The following is a 17,455-nucleotide window of genomic DNA, read 5'->3' as shown; positions in this document are numbered from 1 at the left end:
CGCCCAATACACTGGCTTCTCTGTAACTCTGTGGTTCGTTAAAAAACTGACTTTGACAATATATTTTAGCTTTAACTGAACCTATTAAAATATAGCAATTTATATACAATAATCTACGATAATTTTGTTGTTTTATTGTATATATAGACTTGAAAAGAAACAAATTACAAAGGATATATCATCAATGCTTAAAAACTCCTCTATTCCTAATCTGCTCAACAATACATTCAAATCTTTAGCTTGGAGTTTCAAGTTTATCAATAGTCAAATAATGTTGTACAAAGAGGCCAGGTTAGCGCCTACTTTCCATGACGTGGTACTAGAAATTGCCAATCTTCCGCTAGAGCAGATACCAACGCGCAAAATGTTAGCTGGATTGTTAGTAGGTTGGAGGAATAATTTTTTTGCTGCTGACCTTGATTATCTAGAGGAAGTGGCAAAGCAGGCTGCAACTACCCCTGGCCCTATCCTTGAGTGTGGCAGTGGACTAACAACTATTCTTCTGGGATTGCTTGCTGGTCGGCGCGGTGTTGAAATTTATTCCCTAGAGCATCTGCCGAAGTGGTACACACATGTAAGTGATATACTGCAACGCTATTGCATTTCAGGAGTCAATATTTATTTGTCACCCTTGCACGACTTCGGAGGTTTTTGTTGGTATCAACCTCCTTTAACTAGTCTACCGAATGATTTCCGCCTAGTTATTTGTGACGGGCCTCCTACGAATCAAACACCTGGTGGTCGGTACGGTCTTTTGCCTGTTCTTGGACAACATCTTGCCACCAATGCGCTGATTTTGCTTGATGATGCCGATCGCGAGGCTGAAATAGAAGTGCTGCGCCACTGGACAACTGAAGCAAAATTGAGCATTGTGCAGCGCGAATTGTCTTCGGGGTCATTTGCATTAGTGACTTATTTAAGCAGAGTTAATCAATAGGACTTACGCACAAGTTACAGAATAACGAACCACAGAGGCGCAGAAAAGCCAGTGCGTTGGGCGGGTTCCCTGACTTGAAGCAACTGGTGCGACACGGAGAAATGAGAGTTTAAAAGATATTTTGCGTAAGTCCTAATCAATTTGAGGTAAATCAATGAACCAGATAGGGATCTATATTTTTGGAGTTTTGGTATTTTTTGCAGTTATTCAAACGCTTTGTGCGCTAGCTTTTACATCATCACTTTGTTTGCCAAAATCAGATGATATACCAGATGAGTTGTTACCCAAGGCGGTAGTCATCCTTGCCCTGCGAGGTGCTGATCCATTCTTAGCTGATTGTATTCGTGCCTTACTACATCAAAACTATCCAGAGTACGAATTGCACATTGTAGTTGATAGTCAGCAAGATCCTGCTTGGGATATCATCACAAAAACCATTCAGCAAACAGGAGCAACGCACGTTAAAGTCAGTCCTTTAATTGTGCAGCACAACACCTGTAGTCTCAAATGCAGTGCCTTAGTGCAAGCCATCTTTGCATTAGATGATTCTTACAATGTAGTGGCTTTTATAGATGCTGATGTCGTTGCCTATCCAAACTGGTTACGTGAATTAGTTGTACCCTTAATGGACAAGCAAATTGGAGCCAGCACAGGAAACCGGTGGTATTTACCACCAAGCGAACAATGGGGTTCGCTGGTGCGATATGTATATAACTCGGCATCTGTTGTCTCCATGTATATCCACAAATATGCTTGGGGAGGTTCAATGGCAATGAAACTCTCTAATTTGCGACAAGCCCAACTTTTAGATATATGGACGCAAAGTCTTTCTGTTGATGCACCAGTCCACAAAGCTTTGCAAAGCATCGGCTTAAAAGTGAAATTTGTACCTACCGTTATGATGATTAATCGCGAGGATTGTGATTTAGCTCAATGCTTTCGTTTTATTACACGCCAATTAATTATGCCAAGACTTTATCACCCTAAGTGGATGGTGTTTGTCCTCCAGGTATTCGTACCCTCATTAGCTCTTGTAGTAGCTATGGGAATGATGCTAATTTCCCTAGTCAGAGGAAACTTTGCAGCAGCAGCTTTGTTTGGGGGCGGATTCGTCGGCTATATCTTGGTAATGGCTTTACTAATTACACATTTAGAACAAGGTGTGCGGCAGATGCTTTGGGAGCATAGCAAACTGATGAAGTATTTTTCATTTCGATTTTTAGTAAAAGTTTTGCTGGTAGTTCCACTGGCACAATTAATTTCTACCCTCGCTACAGCATTAACTATGAGCAAGCAAAATGTTGAGTGGCGTGGCGTTGTCTATCAAGTCAAAAGCCCTTATGAGATTTTACTAACTGAATACCATCCTTATCAAAAGTCGCCTCAACCACTTGATAGTAAAGCTTCAATTGGCTAATTTTAAGCTTAACAATGATGCAACATTCCATTACTTCTGATGTCATCTTGCAGATGTTTATTTGCCAAATAGCTAGCTAATTTGACTAAATACTATGGGTTGTTAATCAATGACGTTATGAACCTAATCCGCCTGCTATTACGTACTTCTTCTCTTCACCTCTGTTTGGCAATTTTAGCTGGTATTCTTAGCGGCGGGACTGCTGCTGGACTAATTGCCCTAATTAATATGACATTGAGTCAAAACCAGCCATCAAAAACTATATTAATTTGGAGTTTTGTAAGTCTTTGCTCACTGCGGTTAATTGCTAATTTTATTTCTCAATTTCTGTTGATTCAACTTTCACAAAAAGCAATTCTCAACTTACGGATATTTTTAACCCGCAGCATTCTTGCTTCACCCTTACGTCACTTAGAACAAATCGGTGCTCATGGACTTTTAGCTGTTCTCACTGAGGATATTCAAACAATCTCTAACACAGTTATTACTGTCCCTTTTGTGTGCATTAATATTGCCATTGTGATTGCCTGTCTGATTTATTTGAGTTGGTTATCTAAAATTGTCTTCCTCATAGGTATTAGCTTTATGTTCCTGGGAATATTCAGCTATTCACTACCAATGATGAAGGCTATGTCTTTTTTAAAGTTGGCTCGTGAGCAAGAAGATAGATTATTTAAGCATTTTCGTAGCGTCATTCAAGGCACAAAAGAACTCAAACTACATCGCCGACGACGGCAAGCATTTCTCTCTGAAGAACTCCATACCACTGCTTTATCATTCCGCCGTCATAATGTTGTGGGTATGAGTATCTTTGCTGCGGCTGCTAGTTGGGGACAAGTTCTATTTTTTGTTGCTATTGGGTTACTTTTATTCATCATCCCTACTATCAATAAAATTCCACCTGCAATTCTATCTGCTTATGCCCTAACTATTATCTACTTGATATCACCTCTAGAGTACATTATGAGTATGATGCCTAGCATAACTAAAGCCTTAGTAGCTTTAAAAAAAGTGGAGTCTCTGGGTCTATCATTAGTAAATTATTCAAACGAAATTTGCGATAATGTTTCACTGGCATCAGATCAATATTGGAACTGCCTAGAACTGGTAAATATAACCCATGCTTATTATCAAGAGCGGGAAGAAAGCAACTTTATTCTTGGGCCTATTAACTTGAAATTTCATCCAGGAGAACTTGTTTTTATTGTAGGAGGTAACGGTAGTGGGAAGTCTACTCTCGCTAAGTTAATTAGTGGGCTTTACATTCCGGAAACAGGAAATATTTATCTAGACGACCAGCTCATTGATAATCATAATTTAGAGTGGTATCGACAGCAATTTTCTGTAGTATTCTCCGATTTTTATCTTTTTGATCGCTTCCTGGGTTTGGATAGTGGCGATCTGGATATTCAAACTCAAAAGTACCTTATTCAATTGCAACTAGACCATAAAGTTAAGGTCAATAATGGAGTACTTTCTACCACTGACCTTTCTCAAGGACAGCGCAAACGTCTCGCTTTAGTTACTGCCTATTTAGAAGACCGTCCCATCTATATGTTTGATGAGTGGGCATCAGATCAAGATCCTGTATTCAAAGAAATTTTCTATACTCAACTTCTGGTAGAGCTAAAGAAGAGAGGAAAAACTGTACTAGTTATTAGTCACGATGACCAATATTTTTACCTGGCAGATCGGATTGTCAAGCTGGAATACGGCCAAGTTAAAACTGAACATTTAAATATTGGGAAGGAGCCAAACAATGTTTTTGAATAATTTTTTTAAAAGATATGAGCAGTCCAGCAATTTTTTAGAAGAAGATAAGATCGCATTACGAGAAAAACAAAATAAAGCTTTAGAAGCAGATGTAAAATCTGTTCTGTATTATAGAAATTTGATTCAAACTCAAACTAATAATACTTTTGACAGCACTCGGATATTAGGAATAGTTGCAACTGCTAAAGGAGCTGAAAATTATTTACCTTATACCATCCCTAAAATCATTCAACAAATTTCGGAAATAGGGATGATGACTGATATAGTCATTGGTTTAAATAATGGTTTTGAATGTCAGACTGTTATACACTATTTAAGTTTGCTGCAAAATATCGAAATCATTCATTTATATACTGAGGAAAAGTTAGCAAACAATATCCCAGCAAGAATATTCGACAATTTGATTTGCAAAGGTAAACCGTATTATTTAAATAACATCGAACCTCAGCAGTCCAGACACAGGATATTTGTAGTTCATCAAAGAGAGGGGCAGTACGCGGCAGGTAAAATCAGAGTTTTGGGAGAGATTTATGGCTCATTACTACTGAAGAGTATAGAAAATGGATGGATACCACCCGCGATTTTAATGACTTTTGATGCTGAATCTCAGTTTTTAGTTGAGCAAAAGTATTCATTGATTGAGTGTGAGTCTAATGGCTTAAATTTAATAGTAAGCCAACTACAAAATCAGTTACAAATAGATCTTTTAGGTACAAGGAATAAGTTTGCTGTTTACCAAAAAGGTATTATAGATGGAATTGAAGTTCTTCTACCTAATTTTACTGAAGAACTGCCACCTCTTCAATGGTTTATAGATATTGCTCATGGTAGGTTCAGTGGCTTTCAGCATAAACCTGGAGGAGGTACATTTGGTAGATCTGATGCGATAATTAGCTTGTTAGCAGTGATTACTATAAAATATCCAGGTGTCAGGGCGGAAGATACTCAACTTACTATATTAGCCAAATATGCAGGCTTTATAGGTGACATATTTCTAGATGTAGTTTCTACAAATAGAACCCCCAGCGTAAGCGATATGACAATAGAAGAACCACCAAACAAAGCTTGGATAAAACAAATGTATAGATGGATAGCTTCTATTAATGGATTAAAGACACTTTATGGAGAACATAATATTAAAATGGTTGTAGATGATGGCTTTCCTTGGTTTACTTTGACCAACCCGATTATATTTTTCAAATTGGTAATGGCAAATCAAAAAATCAAACTATCTACAGTTATTAAGAAAATTAGGTTTTTGATTATTGCGCTTTTAACTTGTCAAGAAATACAAAAGCATAGCAGAAGAAACCCTGACATTCTTCAAGGTAGTCAAGCAAAGGCTTTTTGGTGAAAGTATTAGAGTGAGTAAAAATATAGTGCAAACTTGTAGCTTATTTAAGAAATTTTATTAAGTGATACAAGTGCCATATAAAATAGCTGTAAAAGCAGATAGCAATCGTCCTACAAAAAAGCTGTAAAACCGCGTTTACTTTGAAAACCGTAGTTCTTTGCAATTAGGTTAAAGCTCAGAACTAAAGCTACAACTGAATAATATACTTTCTTGAAAACTCCAGGTTTCAAAATAGATGGGGTTTATATAGCCTCTATTTTCAAAATAGTGTGGCAATAGCAGGATAAGGTTTAAGGAATTTGTCATGACAACTTTAGCAGGTAAAACAGTACTTTTAACAGGTGCATCACGAGGTTTAGGAGTATACATTGCCCGTGCTCTAGCTAGAGAGCAGGCAACTGTGGTTTGCATTTCTCGTTTCAAGTCAGGGCTAGATGTAACATGTGCTCAAATCAAAGCTTTAGGTGGAAAAGCAATAAGTATTCCCTTTGATATTAAAAACGTGACAGAATTATCAACTCTCAAACAGCAGATTAATAAAGTTGTAGGTCCAGTTGATATTGTCATCAATAATGCTGGCATAGAAATTTATCGAGATTTTGTTGATTATTCTCTAGAGGATCTCCAGTCAATATTGACAGTTAATCTACTCGCGGCTACTGAATTAACCCGTTTGTTTCTGCCAAGCATGTTGGAGCGGCGTAGTGGTCACATTGTTAATATTGCTTCTCTAGCTGGTAAAAAGGGAGTCCCTTATAACAGCATTTATTCTGCGAGTAAAGCTGGCTTGATTATGTGGACTGATGCGATGCGACAAGAATTAGCTGCTACTAATACCAATATATCGGTGATCTGTCCGGGATATATTTCTGAAACTGGTATGACTGTTGATAGTCGTGTACCTGCTCCTTGGTTAGCAGGTACATCTACACCAACAGATGTAGCAAATGCAGTAATTAGAGCTATTAAACAAAATAAGGCAGAGGTAATTGTTAATAAAAATATGTTAACAGAAAATATGACAAAGCTAATGTTTGCTATGGGGCAATTTTTTCCAGAATTTGTAGATGCAATTTATCATTGTTTGGATGTAGTTAAGCTGAACCGCAGGCGTGCAAATGCGAAAACTTTTGCCACAGATCAGATTAATATTCCAGCTCATGATTATGGAATGTATAACAAGAAGAGTTAAATATCGTTAATAATTTTTTTTAGGAGAATGAAAAAAATTACGGCAGTATTTAAATCATTTTATAACTTTTAGGCTACCTCGATATTAATAGCGATTGCTCTTGTAATAGATAGACTTATACTAATGACACTTGTATTAGAAGAGCAATCACTATTGATTGAGAAGAAATAATCATAATTTTGTTTTTGATGTACCAATAAAATATAAATATTTGGACTGATTGCTGTTACTGGTAGTTGGTTTTTGAAGAACACCTTGGACTCAACGAATACAGTGAGTTACGAATAATTTTGGCTGCAATCATTGTCACGCTCCTAATGCTATCCAGTTTTAATTAACTTGAAAAAATAAAAATAAGAAACAAGTTTCTAATTTTACATAGAGCGATAATTTAAACGTTTAGTTTCTAAAAAAATATTTGAACCAAAAGTTTATGATAAAATTATTATGCTGCAAACAGCCTATATTATTCTCTTGCCAAAGTAATAGAAGAAAGATGTAGTCAGCTCGGTGAATCAGCACTATTTAGCTAAAATCTTAGGAGTGTCATCAATTTCGATAGCACCCCTAGATCATGATGGAATTTTTACATAATTTTTTCTCTACTAGCCAGTTTATTCCCCACGGACATTGCTACCTCTGGAAACCAGAATTGGTGTGGTTGCATCTGGTTTCAGATGTACTAACTGGACTTGCTTATTATTCAATTCCAGTTATGCTAGTTTACTTTGTCCGTAAACGGCGAGATGTGCCTTTCGGCTGGATATTCCTGATGTTTGGCACATTCATTGTTGCTTGTGGCACAACCCATTTGATGGATGTATGGACGCTTTGGTATCCTACCTATTGGCTATCAGGGTTACTCAAAGCTATTACCGCTTTTGTCTCTGTATTGACGGCTATAGAGCTTGTGCCATTAATACCCAAGGCACTGGCTCTACCAAGTCCTGCTCAACTAGAGAAGGAAATTGCTGAACGCATACTAACTGAGGAGGTGTTGAGGGAAAGTAAACAACGCTGGCAATTAGCTTTGCGCGGTAATAATGATGGAATTTGGGACTGGAATGTTAAAACTAATGAAATATTCTTCTCGGCCCGTTGGAAGGAAATGCTTGGTTATGAAGACCACGAAATTTCTAACCATTTAGATGAAAGGATGAAACGAGTACATCCAGATGATCTGGATTGGGTAACAGAAGCAGTCCAAGATCACTTTTCTCAGAAAACACCGTTTTACACTACTGAGCATCGAGTTTTATGTAAAGACGGCACTTACAAATGGATTTTGGATCGAGGTCAAGCACTTTGGGATGAAGATGGTAATGTAGTGCGGATGGCAGGCTCACATACCGATATTACTGAGCGTAAGCAAGCAGAGGAGGCAGTAATTAGTCTACTTAATCAACTAGAAAATATGGTGGAGGAACGAACAGCAGAGTTAACAAGAATTAATCAATCGCTACAGACAGAAATTACTGAGCGCCAGCGAATAGAAGAAGCATTACGAGAAAGTGAAGAACGATTCCGTGCTACATTTCATCAAGCTGCTGTTGGCATCGCCCATGTAGCAATAGATGGAAGGTGGTTGTTAGTTAATCAGAGGCTTTGCAATATTCTTGGTTACACGCCCGAAGAACTACAGTTGCTAACTTTTCAAGATATTACTCACCCAGATGATATTAATGCCGACCTAAAATATTTTTACCAGATTTTAGCAGATGATATTCAAACTTACTCAATAGAAAAGCGCTATTTTTGTAAAGATAGCTCCATGATTTGGGTTAATCTTACCGTCTCTTTAATGCGCGAACCTAGTGGGGAGCCAAGATATTTTATTTCTGTAGTGGAAGATATTAGCGAACGGCAAGCTGCACTACGCGATCGCAAGCAGTGGGAGGAGCAAATGCAAGCATCACTCTTAGAAAAAGAGGTGTTATTAAAAGAAATTTATCATCGGGTCAAAAATAATTTACAGGTTATTTCCAGTCTGCTAAGTTTACAATCTGCTTATATTAAAGATAAAGACGATTTGGTAATATTCCAACAAAGCCAACAACGGATTGCATCAATGGCTCTAGTTCACGAAAAGTTGTATGAGTCTCAAGACTTAGCAAAGATTAATTTTGGTGAATATATTCGAGATTTAGTAGCAAGTTTATTTACTGCATACGAAGTCAATGAAGATGCGATCGCTCTGGTACTAAATATAGACAAACACATTTTTCTTGGATTGGATACGGCAATTCCTTGTAGCTTAATTATCCATGAGCTTGTATCTAATTCCTTGAAATATGCATTTCCCGCAGGTAGTAATGGTACGATTTATATAGAAATTAACCAAAATAAAGATCGGCAAGTTACACTTGTAGTCAGTGATGACGGAATTGGTTTACCAGCAAATTTTAATTTTCAAAAAATAGCTTCTTTAGGCTGGCAGTTAGTAGATGCTTTAACCAATCAACTTTCAGGAAATATCAATATTCAAGGTGATATGGGTGTGAAGTGTCAGGTGACATTTACATTAATATAACAAACTAAAATATGACATCTGCAAAAATCTTAGTTGTGGAAGACGAAGCTATTGTTGCGAAAGACTTGCAATATCGACTTATAAAATTTGGTTATACAGTTCCTGAAATTGCTTCTTCAGGACAAGAAGCAATTAACAAAGCAGTAGAAATATCCCCAGATTTAGTGTTAATGGATATTAAATTAAAAGGGTCAATGGATGGGATAGAAGCTGCCCAAGAAATCCATAAGCATTTGGATATTCCAGTAATTTATTTAACGGCTTATGCAGATGATAAAACATTAGCAAGAGCCAAGATAACTGAGCCGTTTGGCTACCTACTCAAACCTTTTAAAGAAAGAGAACTACAAACAAATATTGAAATAACTCTTTCTAAGCATGGTTTAGAAAGGCAATTAAAAGTAAGTAAAAAATGGCTGGATGCACTTTTAAAAAGTATAGGTGATGGTGTGATTGCTAGCGATCTGCAAGAATTTGTAACTTTCATGAATCCGGTTGCTGAAAATTTGACTGGATGGAAACAGGAAGAAGCTTATGGCAGAAATTCAACAGAAATATTTAATATTGCTAATGCAGATACTCATAACTCTATTGAAAGTCCGATTATCAAAGTTCTTCAAGATGGCATTATCGTCAGCCTCCCAGCAGAAACTATTCTGATTACTAGAGAGGGTAGAGAAATACCAATTGATGACAGCGCTGCACCAATTAAAGATGATCAACATAATATTACGGGTGCTGTGTTAGTTTTTCGAGATATTACTGAGCGCAAACGAGCGATTGAGGCGCGTCAAAGGCAAATTGAGCAAGAGCAGCTTGTAGTCAAATGGGAGGAAATAAATCAACTCAAAAATGACTTTTTAAATTTAGTTTCTCACGAACTGCGATCGCCTCTGAGTAATATGAAGCTAATGATTCAAATGATACAACTGTCTACTAGTACTGAGGAAGCTCAACGTTATCTAGAACTGATGGAAGGCGAGTGCGATCGCGAGTTAGGATTAATTAACGATCTACTTGACTTACAACGGCTAGAAAGCTCATCTTATCCAGTTATCACACCAGATGCGTTGCTCTTACAGCAGTTCATAACTTGGATGATTGAGCCATTTCAAATTCGTGTTCAACAACATCAGCAAACTCTAAATTTGAATCTACCTTCAAATCTCCCACCCCTGCTCTCAGATGGCATAAGCTTAGAACGAATCTTAATAGAATTGCTTAATAATGCCTGTAAATACACACCTGCGGGTGGTGAAATTATCCTAAGTGTAAGTCACAATTCCTTGGAAACGCCTGCAAAAACTATTATTACTACCAGTAATTCCGCAGAAATTTCAGCAATAGAGTTACCACGAATCTTTGAAAAATTTTATCGCATCCCCAATGCAGATATCTGGAATCAAGGTGGTTCTGGATTAGGTTTAGCTATAGTAAAAAAATTAGTCGAACAATTGCAAGGAAACATTCAAGTAGAAAGCGGTAACGGATGGACAACATTTACCCTTACATTAACTGATTTCTTATAGGTTTTTAGGTTCTCTTAAAATTTCCTAATTTTTATCCTACACATCAATTATTAGAGGTGTATAGATAGATATACTTCTCTAATAACTGATGTGATAAATATTTCTGCAAATGGTATGAGATAATTAAAGCAAATTATTAAATCTAGAGAAATGGCATTAACTATATCTTCTGCACCCCAAGGTTTTAGTGCATTTATTACTAATTTAGGAATACGCGATACAACTGATGATTTTGTATTTATTAAATCAGAAGTTCCTTGTGTTGCTGATGGAGTCTTCACTCAAAGTCTTTTCGCCGGGCCAAGCGTTACTATTAGCCGCGACAACTTAAAAGATTCACAAGTACAAGGAATTGTCGTTATATCTAAAAATGCAAATGTCGCTAATGGTGCTGTTGGCATTGCTGATGCCCAAGAAGTTTTAGAATTGGTTGCAACGGAAACTGGAATTGCTGCACATAATATGGTGATAGCTTCTACAGGTGTAATTGGCAGGTGTTACCCAATTGAAAAAATTCGAGCAGGTTTATTAGGATTGGGCAAAAAATTGACTCCTGCTGATTTTAATGCCGCAGCCCGTGGTATTATGACCACCGATACAGTATCAAAAATAGCTACACGACAAATAGGAAATGCCAAGCTGGTAGGAATTGCCAAAGGTGTTGGCATGATTGAGCCTAATATGGCTACTCTCTTAACTTTCTTTTTTACTGATGCGGCAATTTCTACAAATAGCCTTCGTTCTATTTTTCGCTCTACTATAGATAAAACCTTTAACTGCCTGAGTGTAGACACTGACACTTCTACTAGTGACTCCGCCGTGATTCTAGCTAATGGAATAGCCGGTGAAGTTTCAGAAGCAGATTTTGCCAGTGCATTGCAAGAAGTTGCACAAGAATTGGTGCTGAAAATTGCCAGAGATGCAGAAGGTGCCACCAAAATTATTGAGGTAACTGTAGATTCAGCTATTAACTATGTACAAGCGAAAAAAGTAGCTAAAGCAATTGTCAATTCACCATTAGTAAAAACCGCCGTCTATGGGGCAGATCCGAATTGGGGACGAGTTGCGATGGCTATAGGTAAATGTGAAAATGAACAGCAGATCAATCCAGAACGAGTTGTTATTAGTTTTGATGATGTGAAAGTTTATCCTAGTAGTTTAACTAATGAAAATCTGGAACAATTGCGGCAAATTATGTCCAAAGACAAAGTAGATATTCATGTTAGCCTCAATATTGGCGAAGCTTCTGCAACTGTATGGGGTTGCGATCTTTCAGAGGGTTATATAGAAATTAATGGCAAATACTCAACTTGATTAACAAGAAGAGACGCGAAATTGCACTGGGCTTCAAACCGCTACGCTAATGTCTTGTTGCGTTAACGCGTCTCTATATATAGGAATTCGATTTGATTTTTGTTTACGTGGGCAGCAAATAGGTAAGAGGCAAGAGGCAATAGGAAAGAAGGGTTTTTGAGTTGTACAGAGTTTTTTCAAAAATCAAATATGAGTCCTATAGTTCAATACGGTTCAGTTAAGGCTAAAACTCTTTGCCAAAGTCAATTTGTTTTACGAACCACAGAGACAATAGAGTTGCCAGTGCGTTAGGCGGGTTCCCCGACTTGTTCGCTGAAAGCGTTCCCGCAGGGTAGCAACTGTCGCGGCACTGAGAGAATAAAGAAATGCTTAACTGAACTGCATTGTCCTATAGCTTGGATAGATACCTACACAAATTTGCAATAGCTGGGGTTGAAGCTTGAGTAACACAGCATAGTTGCCCTCTGTATCGGTAATATTCGGAACCTCACCTTACTATCAGGGAGAGAAACTTTGGCATCAGCCAAAAGTGGGATTATGTGCTTTTAGACATGATATTAGTCAGAAATGTAGAGATGGATAAATGGCGGAGGGACATTAAGAGGTAATTGCTTTGTCAAAAAAGTTGACGCAGGTAGTTGGTGTGTAATATAGTATATTACACAAGTAATGAGTTAGATTAAAAAAACTTCCTAGCCAGTACAGCACGGTGAAAATAAAATTACCATTTGTATGCAAGTAGTGGATATTACAAGAAAAATTTTAAAATCTCATATTTAACACAAATAGCTCTATTAACGCTGCATAACTAAACAAATATGGATTTTGACTATTTTAGAAGCAATGAAGGCACTCCTACAAATAATACCCGCCAAAGCTTGCTTGCTAGCGGTTGGCGGCCCTTTAATCGAGAGTTAGATTGGGGGTTCTTATGGCAACTGTTGTATAGTGACTCCCGCGAATTAACTCAAAAAAGTTTGAATTTAGCGAGTAATGTTGCTGATATTTTGGGGCGAAATAATTATGCTTGGTGGGCTAATTTATTAAATATTGTATCTGACAATACCCGCTACGAAGTTGAAAAATTTTGGAATTACATCACACCAGATCCTCAATCACCAGATCATCGCTACAAAGATGTTTTGAGTACGGAAACGCCTATCGTTCAATTTGTCAGTCGTAGTAGCATTCCCATTGATTATGTTCTTAATCGGCTGCAAGAAATTACTGTTCTGCGAGTTTTGGGTGTGTTGGGTAATCCTGACATTATTACTCAGTATTATTCAGAAAGAGATTTTTATTTTCCTATAGATAGATTTATTAGCTGGGAACGCTTAGATGTGATTAATACTGTTTATGCTTACTGGGCAAAGCATGACGTTTGGTTGCAAATTGATCCCTACGATCGCGGGCGGCGACAATATAGTTTAATGGCGAGAAATCTTGCCCCACTAATTAACAAGGCAACTTACGACTTGGCAGTTATGCTGAGTGGATATCAAAGTCGTGTAGGTAAAGTTCACAGCCAATTTCCCATTCGCACATTTCCGGCAGATATCCAACAGTTTACTGATGCTGTACAGCAAGCGATTCTGAATCAAAACCAGTTAGCGGTTGTTGTACATGGGAAACCAGGTACTGGTAAAACAGTCTGGACACAAGCTGTAGCAAAAGAAGTTCTTGTACCTTTAGGGTATGTAATTTTTATTTTAGATCATGATGCGATCGCTAATTTTGTACCCCCAACTTACATAGAACGTATTTGTATCGTTATTAATGAAGCTGATAATCTAGCGCAAAACCGCGCTTCTGAGGTAGCGCAATACAATAACAAAACCGAACACATTCTCAGTTTGCTGGATGGCACTTTGTATCAAAGTGTCATTGATGAGTCTGGTATCCAAATGCAGCAACGATTAGTTGTCTTGATGACTTGTAACACTACTGAAAGATTAGATCCAGCCATGTTACGTAAGGGCAGGGTGGATTTAATATATGAGTTTACGCAACTATTTATTTGAGGCAGGGGGCCCACTTCTCATGTCAGTTGTAATCTAAATGAAAATTGCTGTAAATCGACTTTCACCAAAGTTTCACCTGTTTTTGGGATACAAGCTGATGCTGTTTGCGCCAAGCTTGGGGAGGTAAACCGTGATGTTGGCGAAACTGGCGAGAAAAATGAGACACATCTTGATAACCTAATGCTTTGGCAATCTTCTCGATAGTCTGATTATTATTTTGGAGTAAAAAACGAGCGCCTGCCATTCGGCGTTTGACAATCCAGCAGTTTACAGTCTCTCCCGTTTGCCTTGCGACTCGGTTAGTTAAGTAAGCAGGTGAGTAACCAACAGCAACAGCCACATCACACAAAGTAATCCCTTGATGATAATGGGCTTCGATAAAGTCGAAAACTTCTTTTAATTGAGGAATACAGGGAAAGATTGACTTAGAAGGGATTGTGGGTTCTTCAGGTGCGATCGCACTTGGAGTATTATCTACAAATACTGATTTTGGAGCTTCCTCAAATTTCCTAGCGCACCAGTATTGCATAGTAGCTTGCTTTTGGAGTCGAATAGCGATCGCTCTAAGCAATTCGTCTAGTGTCGAGGGTTTGGTAAGATAATCATCTGCTCCCAATTCCATAGCTTTGCGAACATCTGCTTTGTTACTACTCCCAGTCAGAAAAATAAAAGGAATAATTGCAGTAACAGGATCTTGGCGTAGCGTATTTAAAACGCTATAACCATCCATATCGGGCATCGTGATATCGCAAATCACTAAGTCGGGTATACACTCTTGTGCTTGTTGGATACCAGCAAGGCCGTTGTTAGCACTGATTGTATCAAAACCTTTAGCCTTAAGACCTTTTAAATAAAGATCGCGGGTAACATTATCATCTTCAATGACGAGAATTTTATTTGATGATTCGTACATAATTTTTTATTACCATAACTTTTAGCAGAAGCTGGTTAATATTAAACTGTGACGGAATTTTGCCTAGTTTAGTTGGATTTATGCTGTGCTGTACTCAACTTTTTAGGGAGTATGAAAATAGGCATAAGCTTAATTACTTCGTTCCGAGAGTTGTGATTGTTAAGTTGTTAATTAATAACTAATCTTTATTTCAACATTCATAACTCGGAACTACTAAACTCTGACTTGATTAACGCCAACGTCACAGTAAAGGTAGTGCCCACACCAAGTTGACTTTCCACAGATATTTGACCATGATGTAAGTCTACCAAGGTTTTAAGAATTGACAGTCCTAGTCCAGTGCCAGGTATGTGATCGATATTAGTTCCACGGTAAAATGGTTCAAATATTCGTTGTTGATCTAGTGCTGAAATACCAATACCTCTATCTTCGACCTGGAAAATTAATTGCTCATTTTCGCAAGAAAGTCTCAAATCAATTGTCATACCGGAGGGAGAATACTTTATTGCATTATCGAGCAAATTTTTCAAAATCGGCTCTAACAGTTTTTTGTCTATACAGGCTGTTAGAGAATTTTCTTGAGTGACAAAATTAATCGGAATTTTGCTAATGCTCATCTGCATTTCTGCAACTAAGTCATTACAGAAATCAACTAACTCAAGTGGTTTTGGCTCATAGTTTATTTTTGCTGCTTCTGCCTTAGAGAAGAATAAAATATCATCCAACATCTGACCAAGTTGTTCGGTGGCTTTTTGAATGTGATCCAGCAGTGGTTGGATTTTCTTCTGTGTACGTTTGTCTACTTCTTCCTTTAATAAACTATTAGAAAATGAAACAATATTCAAGGGTGTACGGAATTGATGGCAAACCATAGAAAGAAAACGCGCTCTAAGTTCGCTAAGTTGTTTTGCTTGTTCTAAAGCTTGGTTAAGACCTAATTCTGCATATTTGTAATCGGTAATATCAATGCCTGCAATCATTTCTACTGGTTTTCCACCAAAATCTAACACTCCATCTAGCATTACAACCGCACAAGCTAGCCATCGCTCTGTACCGCTTTTTGTCAGAATATTCATCTCCTGGTATTCAAAGTTAGTTGCTTCACTCTGCTTACGTACCTGCCTGCGTCTTTTGCTTTTAATCAGTCGGCGAATATCAAAACCCGTTAACAGTTCTTCTTTTGTGTAACCAGTCAGCTGCTCTACTGCTGGATTTATGTAGCAAAGCCGCGTACCTTGAATTAGAAAAGTGCTGGTATCTGTTGTTTCGGCTAAAGTCCGAAATCTAACTGCGTTTAACCGCAATGCCTCTTCAGTCTGTTTCGATTCAGTAATGTCCCAAATACTCCAGACTCTACCAATAATTTTGCCATCCAACAAGTGAGGCTTAGAATAGTGTGCAAAAACTCTCCCATCTTTCAATTCCAGAATATCGTAGCTCTCGAAATCAGATTGGCTAGACACTTCCCAAATTAGCCTATTAAAGGCTTGTGGATCTTTAAGTTGACTCTCAAAAAAGGCTTTGCATCGAGGACATTTTTTAGATAATATTAGGGACTCCGGGATCTGCCACATATCCACAAATTTCTGATTCAAGCTCAGAATATCTCCTTCAGAATTAACTGCAACAATACCAATGGCAGTAGATTCGAGAGTAGAACGAAGCAAAGAAAGAGATGCTTCTAATTCTATTTCTTTTGATTTGAGTTGAGAAAATTCCTGCTGTAAATTGTCTTTGGCATCCCTTAATTCATCAGTCCATTTTTGCACGCTCAGTTCTACTATTTCATCACTTATTTCCCGAACAAAAGCACAGCCAAATTCTATATCTTGTTGTTTTACATAGCTAATGGATATTTCTACCAGAAAGATTCGCCCGCCTTTTGTGCAGTAGCGAGATTTAAAAGTAAGAGAACCTTGTGAGTTAATATTTGACCAATTGTGTAGAGAAAAATCTACGTCTATATCTTGCAGCCTCATGGAAAGTAATTCCTCACGGGAATACTCAGTCATCTGGCAAGTGGCATCGTTGACGTAGAGAAACTGTGCATTTTCTCCTAAACAAAAGGCAGCATCTACAGCTTGATTTATTAGAAAGTGAGCAAACTTCATTTCTATTTCTGGCTGTAGTGGCCATTGAGTGTTTGATCTAGCTAATCTATAATCGCCAGAATTCATATCCCTACTTGCTCCTGGTAATTAATCAGCACCATAGTCATTAATGAGTTGATAATCATAACTGACTAAAAACTCTGGTGCAGAGTTAGGCAGTTAAAAAATCAAATTAGTTAGTAAATTAAAAAATATTACTAACGAGGTTAACAAAACTTATCATACCAATAAAAAGGGAATAATTTAACCAATTTTTCCTGAAAAAATCAATATTTAATTTGAAATTTATTATTGACTTAAACAACTTCTAATGAATGCAAAAAATAGACAAATCAAATTTTGATTAGTCAATATACCTTATTAG

At 37.5% G+C, this 17,455-nt stretch carries 11 protein-coding genes; 9 read left to right on the top strand and 2 right to left on the bottom strand.

Translation table 11 applies throughout. From position 1 onward, the window contains the following. The first annotated feature begins 184 nt into the window (after positions 1 to 184). From GNF10_RS01160 to GNF10_RS01120, 9 genes are all read left to right on the top strand, one after another. Positions 185 to 937 carry a class I SAM-dependent methyltransferase gene (locus GNF10_RS01160; RefSeq protein ID WP_221643672.1) on the top strand — a complete coding sequence of 251 codons (753 nt, stop codon included), beginning with the start codon at positions 185 to 187 and terminating at the stop codon, positions 935 to 937. A 154-nt stretch (positions 938 to 1,091) separates the two neighbouring features. Then, the gene (locus tag GNF10_RS01155) at positions 1,092 to 2,354 is read left to right on the top strand and encodes a glycosyltransferase family 2 protein (protein ID WP_185586189.1); all 1,263 of its coding nucleotides are present in this window, start codon (positions 1,092 to 1,094) and stop codon (positions 2,352 to 2,354) included. Positions 2,355 to 2,471: 117 nt separating this feature from the next. After that, positions 2,472 to 4,127, top strand: coding sequence for a cyclic peptide export ABC transporter (locus GNF10_RS01150; RefSeq protein ID WP_185586190.1), 1,656 nt, complete (start codon positions 2,472 to 2,474; stop codon positions 4,125 to 4,127). After that, positions 4,114 to 5,481, top strand: a complete 1,368-nt coding sequence (locus GNF10_RS01145; RefSeq protein WP_185586191.1) for a hypothetical protein — start codon at positions 4,114 to 4,116, stop codon at positions 5,479 to 5,481. The genes GNF10_RS01150 and GNF10_RS01145 overlap by 14 nt, the downstream gene beginning before the upstream one ends. 304 nt (positions 5,482 to 5,785) lie before the next feature. Continuing rightward, on the top strand, positions 5,786 to 6,673 hold the full coding sequence (locus GNF10_RS01140; protein ID WP_185592782.1) for an SDR family oxidoreductase: 888 nt from the start codon (positions 5,786 to 5,788) through the stop codon (positions 6,671 to 6,673). A gap of 574 nt (positions 6,674 to 7,247) precedes the next feature. Next, complete coding sequence (locus GNF10_RS01135) at positions 7,248 to 9,203, top strand: PAS domain S-box protein (RefSeq protein WP_185586013.1); 1,956 nt, start codon at positions 7,248 to 7,250, stop codon at positions 9,201 to 9,203. Positions 9,204 to 9,214: 11 nt separating this feature from the next. Continuing rightward, positions 9,215 to 10,732 (top strand): response regulator, encoded by a 1,518-nt coding sequence (locus GNF10_RS01130; RefSeq protein WP_185586014.1) that lies wholly within the window; start codon positions 9,215 to 9,217, stop codon positions 10,730 to 10,732. Positions 10,733 to 10,882: 150 nt separating this feature from the next. After that, positions 10,883 to 12,046 carry a bifunctional glutamate N-acetyltransferase/amino-acid acetyltransferase ArgJ gene (gene argJ / locus GNF10_RS01125; protein WP_185586015.1) on the top strand — a complete coding sequence of 388 codons (1,164 nt, stop codon included), beginning with the start codon at positions 10,883 to 10,885 and terminating at the stop codon, positions 12,044 to 12,046. Positions 12,047 to 12,864: 818 nt separating this feature from the next. Next, complete coding sequence (locus tag GNF10_RS01120) at positions 12,865 to 14,067, top strand: AAA family ATPase (protein WP_185586016.1); 1,203 nt, start codon at positions 12,865 to 12,867, stop codon at positions 14,065 to 14,067. Between the two features lie 61 nt (positions 14,068 to 14,128). On the opposite strand, the gene GNF10_RS01115 is transcribed toward GNF10_RS01120, so the two are convergent. Together GNF10_RS01115 and GNF10_RS01110 are read right to left on the bottom strand one after the other, a co-directional pair. Further along, on the bottom strand, positions 14,129 to 14,980 hold the full coding sequence (locus tag GNF10_RS01115) for a response regulator (protein WP_185586017.1): 852 nt from the start codon (positions 14,978 to 14,980) through the stop codon (positions 14,129 to 14,131). A 197-nt stretch (positions 14,981 to 15,177) separates the two neighbouring features. Further along, positions 15,178 to 17,157 (bottom strand): scytonemin biosynthesis sensor histidine kinase, encoded by a 1,980-nt coding sequence (locus tag GNF10_RS01110; RefSeq protein ID WP_185581984.1) that lies wholly within the window; start codon positions 17,155 to 17,157, stop codon positions 15,178 to 15,180. Between the last annotated feature and the right edge of the window lie 298 nt (positions 17,158 to 17,455).

The sequence above is a fragment of the Nostoc sp. UCD121 genome (assembly GCF_014222285.1).
Lineage (GTDB): Bacteria > Cyanobacteriota > Cyanobacteriia > Cyanobacteriales > Nostocaceae > Nostoc.
This window is presented reverse-complemented; position numbering and strand designations above follow the sequence as displayed.